Origin of the sequence: Dyella silvae (genome assembly GCF_026421305.1) — a bacterium.
Taxonomy (GTDB): domain Bacteria; phylum Pseudomonadota; class Gammaproteobacteria; order Xanthomonadales; family Rhodanobacteraceae; genus Dyella; species Dyella silvae.
The window spans coordinates 138,713-157,604 of the sequence record NZ_JAPJBQ010000005.1 but is presented as its reverse complement, the minus strand read 5'-3'; the positions used below and the strand labels follow the sequence as shown (position 1 = coordinate 157,604).

Sequence of the window (18,892 nt, the reverse complement as noted above, 5' to 3'; positions counted from 1 at the left end):
GCCGCCCCGCGCTGCATCAGTAACGCTGCAGGCCTTCCTTGTGGCACTGCGACACCCACTTGGCGGCGCTGGCCGCACCGGCGTCGTCGCCCGCGTGCTGTCGCATTTCAACGATGGTCTGCCAGTTGCGGGCGCACAACGGGCCCAGGCGCGGGCCGAGTTCCCACGAACGATGCGCCAGCTTTTCGGCACTGGCGTAATCCTTGAGGCGAATGGCCAGCTCGGCGCGGTCCTGCAACAGGTCCGGCGAGTCGGGGCTGATCTTCAGCGCCTGATCGAGCTTGGTCGCGGCGTCGTTGTACTTGCCCACGCGCACGTCGCCGTCGGCGGCGTCTTGCAGCGCGGCCACGCCGGGATCGCGCAAGGGATTCACGTCAATCGAAGACTTTTCCTGCTCACCGGCGGTGTGAATGGCCGTCAGCATCTGCTCATCGGACACGGTAGGGCGGGTCGCCTGCGCGGGTGCATTGGGCTGGCCGCATGCGGCGAGCAGAACGGCCAGCACGGCAGGCGCAACAACAGGAAGGGAGCGACGGAACATGGTCATTCTCGCGTTGGGGCACTGGGGACCGGCGCGGGAGGGGCATCACCGCCGCCGAAAAGGTTGCCGACGTGCTGCCAGAAGCAGCCTTCGGCGTCCTGCGACAGTGTACCGGCGACTACCGGCAATTGACGCGCTCCTTCGCACCCCTGTTCCGAACGACGGCCACTGGAGGTGTTGATCCAGGCCATTTCCAGGCCCTGCCCCGGCGCTGCCGACAGCGGACGCGTCGGCAGTTTGCGGAACAACTCCTGCCATGCACGCAGACTGCCGGTGGCGCCGTACAAGCCACTGGGCTTGTTGTCGTCACGGCCCATCCAGAACAGCGCCAGGTGATCGCCGGTGAAACCTGCGAACCAGCTGTCACGCATGTCGTTACTGGTGCCGGTTTTGCCGGCCGCGTTGAGATACGACAGACCAGAAGTGCCGATCGACGCCGCCGTGCCCGAGCGCGCCACCTGCTGCATCGCCCAGGTCACCAGACGCACCGCAGACTGATACTCGCCCGATCCGGTCTTCACTTCATAACGCTTGATGGTCTGACCCTTGCTATCGACCACGCCGCGCACGGCCAGCAGCGGCAAGGCGTGTCCATCCGCAGCGATGTACTGATAAAGCTGCGCCGCCTGCAGCGGCGACATATCCACTGCGCCGATCAGCAGCGATGGGCTGGGATTCACATCAGTAAGGCCGAACGACTCAAGGAACGCCTTGATGCGCGGCACGCCCACCGTCATGCCGAGATTGATGGTGGCCAGGTTCCACGAGTGCACCAGCGCATCGACCATCGGCACGGCGCCGTGCGAGTCGCCCTCATCGTTCTTCGGCGTCCAGAAGCTGCCATCGGGCTGGCGCATGCTGATCGGCGAGTCTTCCACCGGGCTGCCAAGGTTCCAGCGCTCGGGGTTGGCCAGCGCCACCAGGTACACCAGCGGCTTCACCAGCGAACCGATCGGACGGCGTGCGTCGAGCGCGCGATTGAAGCCCTGATCGCCCGGCACCTTGCTGCCGACGATGGCAAGCACGGCGCCCGTCTGCGCTTCAGTCACTACCGCAGCGGCCTGCGCGGCCTCGCCTCGCTTGCCGAGACTGTTCGTCGTGGTGGTGATGGCCTGCTCGGCGTACACCTGGGCGGCGGGATCGAGCGTGGTGAAGATGCTCAGGTTGCCGTTGGAAAGCGTTTCGTCATCGAAGTCGCTGGTGATCTGATCGCGCACCAGCTGCATGAAGGCGGGGAAGCGGTTATGCGGCAACTGCCCGTTGGTGACGATGCCGAGCGGCGTCGCCTTGAAGCTTTCGCCATCTTCCTTCGAGATCAGGCCTGTCTCGACAAACTGATCCAGCACCAGGTTTCGGCGCGACATCGCGCGATCAGGGTAGCGACGCGGCTCGTAGTAGCTCGGCCCCTTCACCATGCCGATCAGCAGCGCCATCTCCTGCGGCTTGAGGTCCTCCATGCGGCGGCCGAAGTAGAACTCCGACGCGGCGGCAAAACCGTGCACCGCCTGGCTGCCCTGCTGCCCCAGGAACACTTCGTTGACGTACGCCTCGAGGATGCGGCTCTTGTCGTAGTGCGCTTCGATCAGGATCGACATCAGCGCTTCGTTGAACTTGCGCGTGAGGTTCTGCTCGCGATCGAGGAACAGGTTGCGCACCAGCTGCTGGGTCAGCGTCGAACCGCCCTGCACCGTGTGGCCGGCACGCAGGTTGGCGAAGGAGGCGCGAATGATGGCGAAGACATCGATGCCAAAGTGATGCTTGAAGTCGCGGTCTTCGACGGCCTGCAAACCGCTCAGCAACAACGGCGGCACATCATTCAGGCGCACGATGCGGCGCTCTTCCTGCTGCGAGCCATACACCGTGGCGATGCGTGCGGGATCGAGATGGGTCAGTTCCAGTGGCTTGCCGGTGCTGACGTCCTTCACGCCGGCGACCTGCCCCTTGCCCAGCGCGACGCGAATGCGTTTGGGCACCTCGCCACCGTCGGGGCCGGCATAGCCACGCGAGGCGATGGTGTAATTGCTGCCGTCCTTCGCCCAGGTACCGGCCACCTGGCCGTGCCCGTCGTTGCTGTAGCCGGCAAAGGTCAGCTCCAGCTCCAGCGCCCCGGACGTCATCGGCGTACCGGATGCCAGCGGCAGCGGCCGCGCGTAAATACGGGTGGGCACCGCGAAGACCAGGTCGTTGAAGCGATCCTGCACGCGCTTGTTCAACACCAGCGTGTAAGGCAGCACGAAGCCGAACAGCAAACCCACACAGACCCAGAACGGGATGCGGACCCAGGGCCAGATGGCGCTGAGGAACGAACGGAGGCGGGCGAAGAAGGACAAGTAGGGGTGACCCCGAAACAGGAAGGCTCCGGGATCATAGGGCCTGCTTACCGGCGGGCATCTGAACGCCTGCGACGATTTGTGGCCTGGAGCGGGCTCGGGTGGGGCGTGTTCGGGACCACCACGCCTTGCTAATGCCCCTCAAGACCTGCGCGCGGCGTAGTCTCCCCCACCGTCATCCCCGCGAAGGCGGGAAGAGCTTCACAACAGCCGAAGGTTGGTCATCCAGTGCCTTTAAGGCGTTGAGGGAAACCGAAAGTCGCTGGATCCCCGCCTTCGCGGGGATGACGGTGAGGTAATAGCAGGAGTCTCGAGGATCTCGATCGGCCCCTTTCTAGGCAGAAGGTGGCACCCAGCAGCTGGCATCCGGCCGGAACGGCCGTTGCTCCAACCCCAGCAGCCGCTGAAGCTCGCTGTTATCCGCAATCAGATTGGCCTCGAGCCGCGTCAGCGGGCCGCGCACCCGCGGCACCAAGCGGCGGCTCAGGCGCAGCAATGGCGCCGGTATCGGCACCGGCACCGTCGGTACCGGCAGGCTGTTGCGCACCCGGGCGAACATCTCACCCGCAGTGAGCCGCTCGCCACCACCCAGCGGCAACACATGGCCCGCCGATGCCGGGCGATCCATGGCCGCCACCACCGCCGCCGCAATGTCGTCGGCGTGAACGGGCTGACGCATGCCCCGGCCTGCAGGCAGCGGAAATACCCGTGTGCGCATGGCCCGCTGAGCGATGGGCGTCAGGCTTTTATCCAGCCCGGCGCCATAGATAAGCGTGGGACGAAACACGGTCCAGAGGTAACCCAGCTTGCCGCACACCTCAGCCAGCGCCGCCTCACCGTCGCGTAGTGCCTGCGAAACGGCACGCTCGGCAGGCACATCCGAGGCCTGCTTGGACTCGGCGCTCATCGAGCTGGTGGCGATCACCCGGGTCCCCGGCGGCAAGCCCGTGGCCGCCAGCCATTGAGCAAGCAGCAACAAGGGGCCAAAGCTGACGACGGCCGATGGCTGCCCCAATGAAGGCAGTCGGGCCGGCAACTCGCCTTTTACCCAGTCCACGCCGGGGCTGCTCGCATGCTGCTTGCGGCTCAACGCCAACACGGGCTCGCCACGTGCCCTCAGGCGCGGCAGCAGGAAGTGGCCAATCTGACTGCTGGCTCCGAAAACCACCACACTCATTTGTGTTTCCTCAGGAGCCCGACTGCAGCCGCGCCATCAATGTCGTCAGGCGCGGGTTGCCCGGCGCCAGTTTGCGTGCGCTGTCCAGCGACTGCGCTGCGCCCGCGCGATCGCCGCTCTGCAGCTGTTGCTCGGCCTGATCCATCCAGGCGCTGGCAAGCCGCTGACGCAGCGCGCCCTGCGCCGTGCCGCCCGGCGAAAGGTCACTCAGATCGGCGAGGCGGTTGCCGGCCGCAGCAAGGTTGCCGCTGGCAATGGCCTGGTTGAACTGGCTGACGGCGAGGTTGGACAGCCCTTCCAGACCATGGCGCGCGGCTTCGTTGTTGCCGTCCACCGCCAACGCCTGACGATAGAGGTCGTAAGCGCTGTCGCCGGGCGGAAGCATCAGCTTGCCCTCGCGGGCCGCGGCGTCGGCACGCTGGATGGTGCGTGTGAGTTCGGCGCTCTGCTGCGGCGTGAGTGCGGGATGCTGCATGGATTCGGCGTTGTCCTGCGCAACATCGCTCGCGACCGACGCAGAAGCGGACTTGCGTGTCTCGCCCATGCGGGCGCGAGCGGCGGCCAGTTCGGCCGAACGCGGCGCCAGTTCCGCCGCCTGATCCAGCAGCTGGCGTGCGTGGGCTGCATCGCCGCCATCGAGCGCGGCATTGGCCTGCACGATCAACGCCTGCGCCACCTGACCCAGTCCCGCTTTGGCATCGGCATTGTCGGGCGCGATCGCGAGTACTGCCTTGTAATGCACCAGCGCGGTGTCATCGCCGGGTCCGGTGATGCGGCCAGCACGCAACGCGTCTTGTCCCTGCTGCAACGCGTCGGCCAGTGCGCCGTTGTTCTGCTGGTCCGCCTGCACCAGTGCCGCGCGCAACGCGGGTAGTTCGCCGTAGTTCGGCAGCAACGCGGCCAGCTTGTCGACCAACGCGGAGGCGGTGCTGCGATCACCGGCGTCCAACGCTTTGTGTACCTGACTGGCCAACGCATCGCCGACCTTGTCCAGGCCATGCGAGGCCACCGCGTTATTCGGGTCGGCGCTCAACACTTTGCGATACAGCGCGCCCGCGCCATCGTCGCCATCCAGCTTGCCGGCATCGAATGCCTGTTGCGCCTGCTCGATCAGACGATCGGTCGGTACCGAGCCGTTACGTGCGCTGGCCAGCGCCTGAGTCAGGCGATCGACATCGCTGCCGCCGCCCAGCAGCTCGCGGGCGGTGGCCAGCGCCTGATCCGCTTCGTCCAGCTTGTGGGCCTGCAGCGCTGCATCGGCGCGGGCAATTTCGGCCTGCCCCACTTTGCGCAGGCCATCGCGGGCCCGGTCGTTATCCGGCTGCAACGCACGCGCGGCTTCGAACAGTTCGCGAGCGCTGGTGCCGTCATTGCCGTCCAGATGGTCCTGCTCCAACGCCGTTTCCGCGCGCCCGAGCACGCCGTCAAGTTCGGTGCTGGGCACCAGGCCGCGCAGTTTGTCCTGCTGCATCCACAGCGTCGTGCCCACGCCAATGACGACCAGCAAAGCCAGCGGTACCAGCCAGCCGCGCTTGCGCGGACGCGACGCCGCCGGCCGGGCCGATGCGGCGCGACGCATATCCGGATCGAGTGTGAGCGGCGGCAACCCGTCGTCGTTCCTGGGGGCCTGCGCCGGCGTGTCCAGGTTGTCGAGGTTGCCCATAGTGGGCTCGGTGCGGCCCTGCGACCCGTGCTCGTGCTGGTCTTTGCGTCCGTTCATGGGTTCTCGAGGGAAGGATTTATCGGCGCCAGCTTAGCATTGCGCCACGCCAGCTCCCGGAACGACATGCGCGTTGTTCAGCCGCCGCTGACGCGCCGCGCGTCGACCACGTTGGGCAGGGCCACCAACCGGGCCAGCAGACTGGAAAGCTGTTCGAAGTCGCGCACGCGCAAGGTGAAACGCATTTCCACCTCGCCGGACTGGGTGAACACGCGGCTGGACGAGGCGATGATGTGGGCGCTGGCGTTACTGATCAGGCTGGTCACGTCCTTCTGCAAGCCCTTGCGGTCGTAGCCGTGGAGTTCGATATCCACCTCGTACGCCCTGGCAGCGGCCTTGCCCCACTCCACTTCGATGACGCGATCCGGATCGCGCTTGGCCAACCGCATCAGGCTGGGGCAATCGGCGCGATGGACCGACACGCCCCGCCCACGGGTGACGAATCCGCGCACCGGATCGCCCGGCAGCGGCTGGCAGCAACGCGCCAGTGTGGTCAGCAGGTTGCCGACGCCTTCGATGCTCAGCGCGCTATGGTCGCGCAGCGTCTGACGGGACGTGGTGGGTGCCGCCGACTGCGTAATGGCGGGCGCTGGCGCGGCCGCTTCTTGCAGCACGCGAGCGATCTGCCCCGGCGCGACTTCGCCCAGTGCCAGTGCAACCAGCAGTTCGTCGTGGGTCTTCAGATGGAAGTGCGCAGGCAGCTTGCCGATGTCGGCTGCCGGCAAAGCCAGACGCTTGATCTCCTTTTCGAAGATGGCACGGCCTGCCGCCAGGTTGGCGTCGTGTGCAATGCGCCGGAACCAGGTGCGTACCTTTTCCTTGGCACGTGAGGTATGCAGATAACCGTGGTGCGTCGACAGCCAGTCGCGGCTGGGCTCCGCCACTTTTCCGGTAAGCACTTCGACGCGATCGCCGCTGGATGGCTGGAAGGTGAGCGGCACGATGCGTCCGTTGACCTTGGCGCCGCGGCAGCGATGACCGACTTCGGTGTGCACGTGATAGGCAAAGTCCAGCACGGTGGCACCGTGCGGCAAGTCCACCACCTCACCCTTGGGCGTGAGCACGTAGACGCGATCTTCCAGCAGCTCCGTCTGCAGCTCAGCGGCCAGATCGCCTTCGCTGTCGGGACGCGGCTCGAGCAGGCGACGCATCCAGGCAATCTTCGCCTCGAATTCGCTGTCGGCGCTGCCGCCTTCCTTGTAGCGCCAGTGCGCGGCCACGCCCAATTCGTTGATGCGATGCATCTCGTGCGTGCGTATCTGCACCTCGAGCGTCTTGCCGCGCGGACCCACCACCGCGGTGTGCAGCGAGCGGTAATCGTTGCCCTTGGGACGGGCGATGTAGTCATCGAACTCGCCCGGCAGATGCGGCCACAACGTATGCACTACGCCGAGCGCGCCATAGCAATCGGCAACGCTGTCCACCAGCACGCGCACCGCGCGTATGTCGTACAGATCGGAGAACTCCAGCGACTTGCGCTGCATCTTCTTCCAGATCGAATAGATGTGCTTCGGCCGGCCGGCGAGATCCGCCTTGATGCCGGCAGCCTCAAGCGCGTTGTGCAGCACCGTGAGCGATTCGCGGATGAACTCTTCGCGATCGACACGCCGCTCGTCGAGCAGACGCGCAATGCGCTTATAGGTATCGGGCTGCAGATAGCGGAAGCTGAGATCCTCCAGCTCCCACTTCAGTTGCCAGATACCCAGCCGGTTCGCGAGCGGTGCGTGGATGTCTTGCGTGAGGCGTGCCAGCTCCTGGCGCTCGGTCTCGGGCAGGCTCCCCGCGGCACGCATGCGCGCCAGCTGCCTCGCCAGCAGAATGAACACCACACGCAAGTCGCGAATGATGGCCAGCAGCAAGCGTCGCAGACCTTCCGCGCCATGATCGCCGCCATGCTGCGCGTGCAAGGCCCACACCCGCTCAGCCGCCAGCTGCCCGGCGACCAGCCGCTGCAGCTCCGCCGGCAGGGCCGCCTCGCGCTGCGCCCACAGCGCCGGGTCTGCACGCGCCACCTCGAACCAAAGCGCTGCCGCCTGAGTTTGCGCGTCACAACCGAGCATGCCGAGCAGGTCGAGCACATCGGCGCACTCAGCCTGGTTGAGCGGCAGCTGCCCACAGACATCAAGCACGTCGCCAAGCACGGGCAGCGTGCTGCCGGCGCGTTCGCGCCACTGGGCGAGACCCGGGCTTGGATGGAGGGTGGCTTGGACCATAGGGGACCATTCTAGTGCAGCAGGGTCGGAGCACCGTATGAACCAGCGATTCATGCCGTGTATGCTGCGACAGGGCAACACTGATCAAGTATCGCCGTCGTCATGATGCCTGGAAGGCCCACAGACAGAGGCGCGCGGCGCAGGGAAGACTGGCCGTCTTGCCAAGCCGCGCGCCTCTGTCTGTGGGCCTTCCAGGCATCACCCCTTTCATTGAAATTTATAGGTGGGGCCGTCCCTGTCTGCCCGCATCTCTTCGGGGCGTCGACTCGACAGACGGCCAGTCTGCCTTCGCCGACGCCCCTATGATCTGCAGGCAGACAGGGACGGTGACGACGGCGATACTTGATCAGTGTTGCCCTTAGACATTTCTTCCCCGTTTGAGAGGATTGCCCCATGCGTCTGACCCGCCTGCTGCCGTTGCTTGTGAGCGCCGCTTTCGTGATGCCTTCGCTGTCTTTCGCCTCAGACCAGTACGTGCCCGTGCAGCAGCGCATGACGCCGGAAGAGTTCAAGGCCGCCGGCCTGGACAAGCTCTCTCCCGACGAGCTGAAGAATCTGGACACCTGGCTGAGTGGACACGGCAAGGTGGTCACCAAGATGGTCGACGCGGGCGGCAAGCCGGTGTTCTATACGACCGGCGAGAAGCCCGGCCCGGTGCAGGCGCACATCCAGGGCCAGTTCGCAGGCTTCAATGGCCATAGCGAACTCACCCTGGACAACGGACAGGTGTGGAAACAGGCCGACACCACCAAGATTCCTTGCATGACCATCACCAACGCAAAGGTCACCATCCGCCGCTCTCTGGCCGGCAACTGGATGGCTTCAGTGGATGGCTGCAACGACAACACCAGCATGGTGCGGACGAAGTAATGCTTGCTCTATAGAGGAGCGCACGCAGTGCGCTCCTGCTGAAAATGCTCTCACTCAGAGACTTTTCAAAAACCCCGCATAACGTCGTTATTCCCTCACCGTCATCCCCGCGAAAGCGGGGATCCAGCGCCTTTCATCGCGGAGGGCAACCGACAGTCACTGGATCCCCGCTTTCGCGGGGATGACGCGCTTGTATGCGTTGGAGCAACGCGAGGGGTTGGACAGCCGCTCAGGTAAGATTTTCAAGTGCGCGCGTGAGACGCTTCGCCGACACCGGCTCGGCCGTCTTCAACTCCTGCGCGAACAGCGACACGCGCCATTCCTCGATCAGCCAGCGCAGTTCGTCCAGCCCTTCAGTACCTGCGGCGCGATGCTTGAGGTATTCGCGCCAGAACGGCAGCACCTGCAGCAGACGCTGCTGATCCTTGGCCGGGTCCTGTCGCAACCGCTCCGCGCGTAGCCGCATGGCTTTCAGATAGCGCGGATAGTGCTGCAGGCGTGAGGTAGGCAGTTCGCGCAGGAAAGCCGGCGTGAACATCGCGTCGAGTTGTTCGCGCAAATCGTCGTAGCTGGCACGCGCAAAACCCATCAGCGGCGGATCCAGCCAGGGCTTGAGATCGGCCTGCGCTTCGATGATCGGCTCGGCCAGTTTCAGGCGTTCCACTGCCGCGCCGAACAATTCGCGCGATGCCTGCGTGTGCAAGGCTTCGAAAGCGCCGGCGGTGCGTACGTCCAGCGCGTGACGCTCCAGCAGATCGCTGAAACCGCCCTCCACCAGATCCTCGCGCAGGCCATCGACACCGCCGAGCGGCGCGTACTTCAGCGCCAACGGATTACTGACAGGCAGGCGGCGGCGCGCCTGCTTCATATCGGTGGCTATCGCTTTGCGCAACAGGCGCACCACGCCCTGCACATGGGCTTCGCGCGCTTCGTCGCTGCGCTCAAACACCCGCAAGGCAACGGCATCGCCCAGGTCCACCAGCGCGGGATAAGCCATCAACCCGCCCGCGGATCGCACCTGTGCGGGAATCTCTTCGAAATCCCAGCTGGCGATGTCTTCACGCGTCAGCTCGATATCGGTTTTGCGGGAGAACGCCTCACGCGCCTGCCCTTCCCATTGCGCGCGTATGGCGGCAAGGTCGCGGCCGGTGGCCAGCGTCTTGCCGTTCTCGTCGTGCAGGCGGTAACGCATACGGAAATGCGCAGGCAACGCCACCGCATCGAACTCCGCCGCGGCGATGTCGACGCCGGTCGCTCGCTTGAGAAAGGCGGCAAGCGCCTTGGTCAGCGATTCGTCACGCGGTGCTTCGGCTTCCACAAAGGCGCGCGCAAAATCCGGTGCAGGCACGAAGTTGCGCCGCAGTGCCTTGGGCAGACCGCGAATCAATTCCGCTACTTTTTCCGGCAGCAAGCCCGGCACCAGCCACTCGCAACGCGCCGCGGGCAAGGCATTCAACATGGCCAGTGGCAGATGCAACGTGACGCCATCGGCATCATCGCCAGGCACGAAACGGTACTCGAGGCGGTATTTCTGCGGTGGCACTTCCAGTGAGGCCGGAAATGCCTTGGGATCGAGCCCGGCGCCGCCGCTCATCACATCCGCCAGCGACCAGCGCAGCGCCGCCTGCTCGGCGGGACGCGCCTTGCGATACCACGCATCCAGTGCGCGGCTGTCGGCGATGTCTTGCGGCAGCTTGCCTTCGAAGAATCCGACCAGCTCCTCTTCGTGACGCAGCAGACCTTCGCGGCGTTGCTTGGCCTCGATGCCCCGGGCGTCTTCCAGCACGCGCTGGTTGGCGCGCACAAAGTCGGCGCGCGCATCGATATCGCAGCGTGCCAGCGCTTCGCGCAGGAAGATCTCGTGCGCCAGCGCCGGGTCCTGTTGCTGGAAGGTCACCGGGCGGCGCTCGACCAGCGTCAGGCCGAACAGACTGACCTGTTCGTAGGCCACCACATGACCACGCTTGCGCGACCAATGCGCATCGCGGCACGACGAGCGCAACAAATGGGCCGCCTGCTGTTCGATCCACAGCGGCTCGATGCGGGCGCACATCATGCCCCACACGCGTCCGCCGACGTCGAGAATCTGCGCGGCGAAGATCCAGTTGGGCGGCACCTTCGACAAGGCCGAGCCCGGAAACACCTGGAAGCGACGCTCGCGCGTGCTGCGGTAGATGCCCTTCTCGTCTTTGTGGCCTACCTGCGTGGGCAGGCCTGCGAGGAGGCTGCGGTGGATGGCTTCGTATTGCTTGGCGGCCTCATCGTCTTTACTCCCTCTCCCCTCCGGGGCACGCGGAGAGGGGCCATGGATGGCCCCGTCTTTGGGGAGCGAGGAGAGGGTTGGGGTGAGGGGTGGGTGCTCGCGGAAAGGCTTCTTGTCGCTCTTCTTTTGAACGGCAACAGCGCCTGCCTTTGTAGCTTGCCGCGAGGTTGACCCCTCACCCCGGCCCTCTCCCCGGAGGGGAGAGGGAGTAGTCACGGCAGCGTCCAGTTTCCACCCGAGCTCCTGCACCACCAGCAACAACTGCCGATGCAATTCGCGCCACTCACGCATACGCATAAAGCTAAGGAAATGACGCGAGCACCAATCGCGCAACTTGGATTGCGTCAGATCTTCATGCGCCTTGCCGTAATCACGCCAAAGATTGAGCACGCCCACGAAATCTGATTTCGGATCGGCAAACGCCGCATGCGCGGTATCGGCCTGCTGGCGTGCGTCGGCGGGACGTTCGCGCGGGTCCTGGATACTGAGGAACGACACAATGGCCAGCAGCTCACGCAAGCTGTGCTGCTTCTCAGCCTCCACCAGCATGCGCGCCAGCTGCACATCGATTGGCAACTTGGCCACGGTGCGGCCGATGGGCGTGAGTCGCCGTGCATCGTCAATGGCGGAAATTTCTGCCAGACGGCGATAGCCATCCGCCACCACGCGCGGATCCGGCGCTTCAAGGAACGGGAACTGATCCACCTCGCCCAGCTGCAGCGACAGCATGCGCAGGATCACATTGGCCAGCGACGAGCGCAGCAACTCGGGGTCGGTATAAGCGGCGCGGCTTTCGTAATCCGCTTCGTCGTACAGGCGATAGCAGGTGCCGGGTCCGACACGGCCGCAACGGCCTTTGCGCTGATCGGCCGCGGCACGCGAGATGGGCTCCACATGCAGGCGTTCCAGCTGACTACGCTGGCTGTAGCGTTTGACGCGGGCCTGTCCCGTGTCGATCACGTAGCGGATGCGCGGCACGGTGAGCGAGGTTTCGGCCACGTTGGTAGCCAGCACCACGCGGCGCTTCGGCCCCGGTTTGAATACGCGATCCTGATCGCCGGCGGAGAGGCGTGCGTACAGCGGCAGCACTTCCGTTTCGCGATACTGACGACGCGACAGCAGCAAGTGCGCGTCGCGGATCTCGCGTTCACCCGGCAGGAAGATCAGCACATCGCCGCGCGGATCGTCATGGGTAATCTCGTCCAGCACCGCCGCTACATGATCGGCACCGCCCTGCTGCAGATCGCCGGCACGTTGACCGCGACGCGCGGCCACCTCATCGACGGAGCGCCAGCGCACTTCCACGGGATAGGTACGGCCTTCCACGGACACGACCGGCGCACCATCGAAGTGTTCGGCAAAACGCGCCGTATCGATGGTGGCGGAGGTGACGATGATCTTGAGCGACGGGCGCTTCACCGCCAGCTGCTTGAGGTAGCCCAGCAGGAAATCGATGTTGAGGCTGCGCTCGTGGGCCTCGTCGATGATCAGCGTGTCGTACGCACTCAGCCACGGATCGCCCTGCGTTTCGGCAAGCAGGATGCCGTCGGTCATGAACTTGATCAGGCTGCGCTCGGACACCTGGTCGTTGAAGCGCACCTGGAAACCCACCTGGTCGCCGAGCTGCGTACCCAGTTCCTCCGCCACACGCCGCGCCACCGAGCGAGCGGCCAGCCGGCGTGGTTGCGTACAACCGATCATGCCCGCCTCGCCACGGCCAGCCGCCAGACACAGCTTGGGCAGCTGCGTGGTCTTGCCGGAACCGGTTTCGCCGGCGATCACCACGACCTGATGCTTACGGATCAGCTCGACGATTTCATCGGCGCGTGCGGTGATGGGCAGCGACTCATCCAACGTGATCGCGGGCTTGGCTTGCGCGCGAGCCCGTCGTTTCGCGCTGGACGCATCGATATCGGCAGTGAGCGCCGCCAGCTTCTTGTCGTCGAAGCGGCGCGTGAGCTCGCGCCAACGCCCCAGCAAGCGACCGTAATCGCGGCTGGTGACATGATCGAGCGCCTCGCGCAGCGGACGTAGCCGCGAGTCCTGCGCGGGGGCGGCCTTAGAGCCTGTCCTCATAGTCCAACAATGCCGCGTTGCCCTGCGGCGGCTGTCAGGTGGTGGACCGTGGTGCAGCCCATGCTGGCGGCATGGGCAAGCCGCGGGCTGCCGCATGGCGGCCGCCGCAGGGCAACCCGAAGGGCCGGGTCTGTTTGCCCACGGGGCGGCGTCATCGCTCGGTCATGTATCGACATACATTCCCTCCCTCTTCCTTGCCCCGCAGGCAAACAGCTCCCGGCGCGGCGTTGTTGGACTATGAGGACAGGCTCCTAGTAGTGGGCTGGGTCATGGGACCGCACATGATAGCGGCTGCGCTGCCCGACAGCCCATGCGGGCGGCTTACGGCGATAGCTTCCACCTATCGCCGGCATCGGAAGCATTCATTTCACTACGGCGTACCGCCTCCCTAAGCTGGGTCCATGGTTCACCGCCCACATTCACAGGAGCACGTTATGGCCATTTCCATCGGCATCACCCAGAAGGACCGGGAACAGATCGGGCAGGATCTTTCCAAGCTGCTGGCGGACACGTATTCGCTGTATCTGAAGACGCACAGCTTCCACTGGAATATCACCGGCCCGCACTTCAACAGCCTGCACGCGATGTTCGAGACGCAATACAACGCGCTGTGGCTGGCAGCCGACGAAGTGGCCGAACGTATCCGTACGCTGGATGTATTTGCGCCGGGCTCGTATAGCCAGTTCGGCAAGCTCACCACGATCAAGGAAGAAGCTGGCGTGCCGGACTGGAAGGACATGGTGGGCCAGCTGGTCGAAGGCCATGAGATCGCGGCACACACCGCGCGGCAGGTCATCAAGGTGGCGGACGCCGCTGGTGATGAAGGTACGGCCGATATGGTGACTGGCCGCCTGAAGGAGCATGAGAAGACGGCCTGGATGTTGCGTTCGCTGCTTAAGTGAGTGGCGCAGTGGGTGGCGTTTCAAATAGGAATTGGGCGCACGGTGTGCAGGGGCGTTCGCAAAAATCCGCCCAAATACTAGCCGCATCGCTAGATTGGCCCCTCACCCCAACCCTCTCCCCGGAGGGGAGAGGGAGCAGGAGCACGCGGCCCCTGAACGCTACGGCCTCGCCTCCAACACAATATTGAACGGCGTCTCCGCCGCCCGCCGGAATCGGCGGAAGCCGCCACCCTTCACCACAACCTCGCGCAATCTCGCCTCCCCTGCCTGCGCCCCCAACGCTGGCCCATGACGCGCCAGCGACACCGGTACGCAGATCTGCGATGACGCGCCGTAGTACACCCGGCCAACCGGATTGAGATTGTCTTTCACGCTGTCGCCGGCAAACGGCTCCACAATCATGCAACTGCCATCCTCCTTCAATGCCGCACACGCATGCCGTGCGGCGCCCTCCGGGTCGCCCATGTCGTGCAGGCAGTCGAAGAAGGCGATCAGGTCGAAATCCTTGCCCTGGTAGCCAGCCGCATCGGCCACCTCGAATGACACGTTGTTGACGCCCGCCGCACGGGCGCGCTCGCGCGCCACGTCGATCGAGGGCGCGTGATAGTCGTAGCCCACAAACTCCGACTCAGGGAACGACTGCGCCATGAGAATCGCGCTGGCACCATGGCCGCACCCGACGTCGGCCGCGCGGCCGCCGTGCCGCAACTTATCCACCACCCCATCCAACGCGGGCAACCATGCGCCAATCAGGTTGGCGTTGTAGCCGGCACGGAAGAATCGTTCGGTACCGCGGAACAGACAGGGATGGTGTTCGCCCCACTCCATCCCCTCGCCATTGCGGAAATGTTCCAGGGTGCGGTCTTTGGCGTGGAAGATCGCCTCGACGATGCCGTAGGCGCCCGGAAGATCCACCGGGCCATTCGGATCGGCCAGGCACAACGCCTGCTCCTCGCTCAATCCGTAGGTGCCACTGGCCTCGTCGTATTCGACATAACCGCCAGCCGCCTGATTGCCGAGCCACTCACGCACGTAGCGCTCGTTGGTGCCGGTGCGCTTGGCAAGGCCGGCGGGGTCCAGACGTTCCGCCGCCAACGCCCGATAAAAGCCCAGCTCGTCGCCGATTTCGATCAGCGTCGCGCTGATGGCTGCCCCAAGGTCGCCCACGGCCTTGCCCAGAAACGCCTGCAGTCGCTGTTCGTCGATTGCCATGGCACATGCTCCGCAGTGACGGTGGAGTAGGATAAATAACCCTGCATACGCCACCGCGCGCCTTCACGCCTCTCCCAAACCGGACAGCGCGAAAGCACTAGAGCGATGGCTGGAGCCCGCCATGCGAGAGCCACCCCGGCATCCGGCCGCGCGGGAACCTCACGCAACTGCCTTGCCGGCCGCTTGCGACGCCACGTTGTTGTCCGAACTGCTGGATCAGCTGCTGATCGGCGTGATGCTGGCCGACGCCTCGGCGCAGCTGTGCTATGCGAATCGTCGGGCGCAAGAATTGCTGGCAGAGCACGACAGCCTGGTGCTGGGTCCCGCCGGGCTTGGCGCGGCCAGCGCCCGTGATACTCGCCGGCTGCGCCACGCGCTGGCCCTGATGGCCGCCCCCCATGCCGGTATCCCCGCACTGCCCACCCGCTACCTGGCTTTGCCCAGGCGCTCGCCACAGGGCCGGCCGCTGCTGCTGCGACTGTCGCCCTTGCCGAGCGCACCACCGCGGGCGGCCATCTTCATCACACCGCCTGAACATTCGCCGCCGGTGCCGCGCGAAGCCATCACCGAGGCCTTCGGACTGACGCCACGGGAAGCTGCGCTGGCAGGTCTGCTGGCCGAGGGGCACGAGCTGCGCGATTGCGCGCGCCTGTTGCTGATGGGGGAAGGCACGGCCCGCAACCACCTCAAGCACGTGTTCGAGAAAACGGTGAAACACAGTCAGTCCGCTCTGGTAGCGGAGCTGTGCCGGATCGCAGGGCCCTGCCGCTGAGCGGTGACAGGGGCACCCGAGACGGGTAAGGCCTGACCTAGTGCTGACCATGCTCCCGGCCTTGCATTGAGCCAAATGCGCTCCCTCGTTAAGCTCTTAACGCTTTTCGGCCTCGTGTGAGGCAGCCACGGGGATCGTTTTGAGCATCGCATCAACCCACCACGACAGCCGGCATCCGCTGCTCACCGCTACTCTGCTTGCCTTGATCGTGGCTGCCATGAACATCGGCCTCTGGTGGTGGAGCAATCTGCCGCATGGTCCCGAGGACTGGAAAGGTCCCATCGGCGGCTTTGCGTTGTCGGCGTTCCAGCGTTACCAGAGCCCGCTGAAACAGAATTTCCCCTCTGAGGACGAAATCGCCGACGACCTCAAGCTGATTCACCAGTACAGCCCGCGCATCCGCACCTATTCGATGCTGGAAAATCCGCAGGTATCCCGCCTGGCCGAGAAGGAAGGCCTGCAGGTGATGGCTGGCGCATGGATCGATCGCCGTCTCGACAGAAACGAGCAGGAACTCGACACGCTCATCGCCCAGGCGCGCCGCTACAGCGGCACGATCAATCGCGTACTGGTGGGCAACGAGGTGCTGTTTCGCAACGACGTGCCGCCCGAACAGCTGATGGCCTATGCCGACCGCGTGCGCGCGGCGATCCACCAGCCGGTGTCGATTGCCGAGCCCATTGGCATGTGGCTGAAGTATCCCGAACTGGCCGAGCACGTCGACTTCATCACCGTGCATCTGTTCCCGTACTGGAACGGCATTCCGGTGACCGGCCCTGGCAGAGGGCTGGATGCGTTCCCGGCCGTGGCGGATGTGCTGGGCAGTTACGAATCGCTGCAGAAGATGTTCCCCGGCAAGCCCATCGTGATCGGCGAAATCGGCTGGCCCTCGAACGGTGACCGCTTCAAGTACGCCGACCCATCGGTGTCCAACGAAGCGATCTTCCTGCGCACCTGGTTCAACGAAGCCAAGAAGCGCAACATCGATTACTACGTCATGGAAGCCTTCGACCAGCCCTGGAAAGAGGCGCTGTCGGGCCGCACCGAAGCGTACTGGGGCATGTTCAATGCCGACCGTCAGCCGAAGTTCCCGTTCACCGGCCCGGTAACGGAAGACACCGGCTGGCCGTGGAAGGCGCTGGCTGCCAGCTTGCTGGCGCTGATCCCGATGATCTGGTTCGCCAGCCGCTATAGCCGCTTCAAGCTGATGGGCCGCTTCTTCTTCTGCGCGCTGATCCAGCTCGCCTGCGGCCTGATCGTGTGGTCGGCCACACTGCCGTTCAACTTTTACCTGAGCTGGGTCGACTGGACCATGCTGGTGCTGCTGTTCCCGGCCCAGATCGCCATTCTCGCCATCCTTCTCATCAACGGCTTCGAGTTCACCGAAGTGCTGTGGCGCCGCAACTGGGTACGCCATGCCGGCATGCTGCAGCCCGACCCGGTGGAGAAACAGCCGTTCGTATCCATCCACCTGGCCTGCTACAACGAGCCGCCGGAGATGGTGATCGTCACGCTCGATTCGCTGGCCGCGCTCAAGTATGAAAACTACGAAGTCCTGGTGATCGACAACAACACCAAGGACCCGGCGATCTGGAAGCCGGTGCAGGAATACTGCGAAAAGCTCGGCAGCAAGTTCCGCTTCTTCCATCTGGAGCCGTGGCCGGGCTACAAGGCCGGTGCGCTCAACTTCGGCCTGAAGGAAACCGACCCGAGCGCCGACGTGGTGGCGGTGATCGATGCCGACTACGTGGTGCGCGAAGACTGGCTCGCCTCGCTTACCGGCTACTTCCACGACCCGAAGGTGGCCGTGGTGCAGTGCCCGCAGGCGCATCGCGACTTCGAACACAACCGCTTCCGCCGCATGACCGCGTGGGAGTACGACGGCTTCTTCCGCATCGGCATGCACCATCGCAACGAGCGCAATGCCATCATCCAGCACGGCACCATGACCATGGTGCGCCGCTCGGCGCTGGAAGGCACCGGCGGCTGGTCCGAGTGGACCATCTGCGAAGACGCCGAGCTCGGCCTGCGCCTGATGCACGCCGGCTACGAGCTGGTGTACGTCGATGAGCTGATGGGCGTGGGCCTCACCCCGGCCGACTTCAAGGCGTACAAGAGCCAGCGCTACCGCTGGGCCTTCGGCGCCATGCAGATCCTCAAGGGCCGTTGGGACTGGATGACCAAGAGGGGTCCGCTCTCCGGCGGTCAGCGCTTCCACTTCCTCACCGGCTGGTTCAGCTGGTTTGCCGATGCGCTGCACCTGATCTTCACCATGATGGCGCTCTTCTGGACCGCGGGCATGGTGGCGTTCCCGACCTTGTTCAGCTTGCCGATGCAGCTGTTCCTGATTCCGGTGATCGGCTTCTTCTTTGCCAAAGCCATTTTCGGCATCGTGCTGTACCGCGCCCGCGTCCCATGCGGCTGGTACGACACGTTGATGGCGTCACTGGCCAGCATGGGCCTGTCGCACGCCATCGCGCGCGGCATCCTGCATGGCCTGACGCGTGAGAAGACGTCGTTCGTGGTGACGGCCAAGAGCCGCCGCCTTGGCGGCAGCAATTTTGCGGCCTTCGCTCCGGTGCGCGAAGAGTTCCTCATGGCCATCGCCCTGCTCGGCTGCATCATCGGCATGGGGATGCGCTTCGGCACGCAGTACATCGAAGGCACGCTGTGGATGTTCATCCTGGCAGCGCAGTCCATTCCGTACGTGTCGGCCGTTATCGGCGCGTGGATTGCGCACAAGGCCGGCGACAAGGCGGGCTGATATCCGACCTTCAGCGGGACGCCCTTCACCAGCGCCCGCCACATGATCGGCT

At 64.9% G+C, this 18,892-nt stretch carries 11 protein-coding genes; 4 read left to right on the top strand and 7 right to left on the bottom strand.

Features of this window, described 5'->3' with window-relative positions:
• Window positions 1-16: 16 nt before the first annotated feature.
• The 5 genes from OQE56_RS13315 to OQE56_RS13295 all read right to left on the bottom strand — a co-directional run bounded on the left by OQE56_RS13315 (window position 17) and on the right by OQE56_RS13295 (window position 7,981).
• Complete coding sequence (locus tag OQE56_RS13315) at window positions 17-547, bottom strand: tetratricopeptide repeat protein (RefSeq protein ID WP_267224993.1); 531 nt, start codon at window positions 545-547, stop codon at window positions 17-19.
• Window positions 544-2,871 (bottom strand): penicillin-binding protein 1B, encoded by a 2,328-nt coding sequence (gene mrcB / locus OQE56_RS13310; RefSeq protein WP_267224991.1) that lies wholly within the window; start codon window positions 2,869-2,871, stop codon window positions 544-546. The genes OQE56_RS13315 and mrcB overlap by 4 nt, the downstream gene beginning before the upstream one ends.
• Window positions 2,872-3,205: 334 nt before the next feature.
• A complete protein-coding gene (locus OQE56_RS13305; protein ID WP_267224990.1) occupies window positions 3,206-4,048 on the bottom strand; it encodes an SDR family oxidoreductase in 843 nt (280 codons plus the stop codon).
• 10 nt (window positions 4,049-4,058) lie between these two features.
• Window positions 4,059-5,768 carry a tetratricopeptide repeat protein gene (locus tag OQE56_RS13300; protein ID WP_267224989.1) on the bottom strand — a complete coding sequence of 570 codons (1,710 nt, stop codon included), beginning with the start codon at window positions 5,766-5,768 and terminating at the stop codon, window positions 4,059-4,061.
• Between the two features lie 77 nt (window positions 5,769-5,845).
• Window positions 5,846-7,981 carry a bifunctional (p)ppGpp synthetase/guanosine-3',5'-bis(diphosphate) 3'-pyrophosphohydrolase gene (locus tag OQE56_RS13295; RefSeq protein ID WP_267224988.1) on the bottom strand — a complete coding sequence of 712 codons (2,136 nt, stop codon included), beginning with the start codon at window positions 7,979-7,981 and terminating at the stop codon, window positions 5,846-5,848.
• A 393-nt stretch (window positions 7,982-8,374) separates the two neighbouring features.
• Between OQE56_RS13295 and OQE56_RS13290 the strand changes: the two genes are divergently transcribed.
• Window positions 8,375-8,851, top strand: coding sequence for a hypothetical protein (locus OQE56_RS13290; RefSeq protein WP_267224987.1), 477 nt, complete (start codon window positions 8,375-8,377; stop codon window positions 8,849-8,851).
• A 229-nt stretch (window positions 8,852-9,080) separates the two neighbouring features.
• On the opposite strand, the gene hrpA is transcribed toward OQE56_RS13290, so the two are convergent.
• On the bottom strand, window positions 9,081-13,190 hold the full coding sequence (hrpA, locus tag OQE56_RS13285) for an ATP-dependent RNA helicase HrpA (protein ID WP_267224985.1): 4,110 nt from the start codon (window positions 13,188-13,190) through the stop codon (window positions 9,081-9,083).
• 434 nt (window positions 13,191-13,624) lie between these two features.
• On the opposite strand from hrpA, the gene OQE56_RS13280 reads away from it, so the two are divergent.
• The gene (locus OQE56_RS13280) at window positions 13,625-14,092 is read left to right on the top strand and encodes a Dps family protein (RefSeq protein ID WP_267224984.1); all 468 of its coding nucleotides are present in this window, start codon (window positions 13,625-13,627) and stop codon (window positions 14,090-14,092) included.
• Window positions 14,093-14,251: 159 nt separating this feature from the next.
• Here OQE56_RS13280 and OQE56_RS13275 read toward each other — a convergent pair whose 3' ends face one another.
• The gene (locus tag OQE56_RS13275) at window positions 14,252-15,304 is read right to left on the bottom strand and encodes a class I SAM-dependent methyltransferase (protein WP_267224983.1); all 1,053 of its coding nucleotides are present in this window, start codon (window positions 15,302-15,304) and stop codon (window positions 14,252-14,254) included.
• A gap of 121 nt (window positions 15,305-15,425) precedes the next feature.
• On the opposite strand from OQE56_RS13275, the gene OQE56_RS13270 reads away from it, so the two are divergent.
• Both OQE56_RS13270 and OQE56_RS13265 read left to right on the top strand, forming a co-directional pair.
• Window positions 15,426-16,076 carry a helix-turn-helix transcriptional regulator gene (locus OQE56_RS13270; protein ID WP_267224982.1) on the top strand — a complete coding sequence of 217 codons (651 nt, stop codon included), beginning with the start codon at window positions 15,426-15,428 and terminating at the stop codon, window positions 16,074-16,076.
• A 217-nt stretch (window positions 16,077-16,293) separates the two neighbouring features.
• Window positions 16,294-18,840, top strand: a complete 2,547-nt coding sequence (locus OQE56_RS13265; RefSeq protein ID WP_425601628.1) for a glycosyltransferase family 2 protein — start codon at window positions 16,294-16,296, stop codon at window positions 18,838-18,840.
• The last annotated feature ends 52 nt before the right edge of the window (window positions 18,841-18,892 follow it).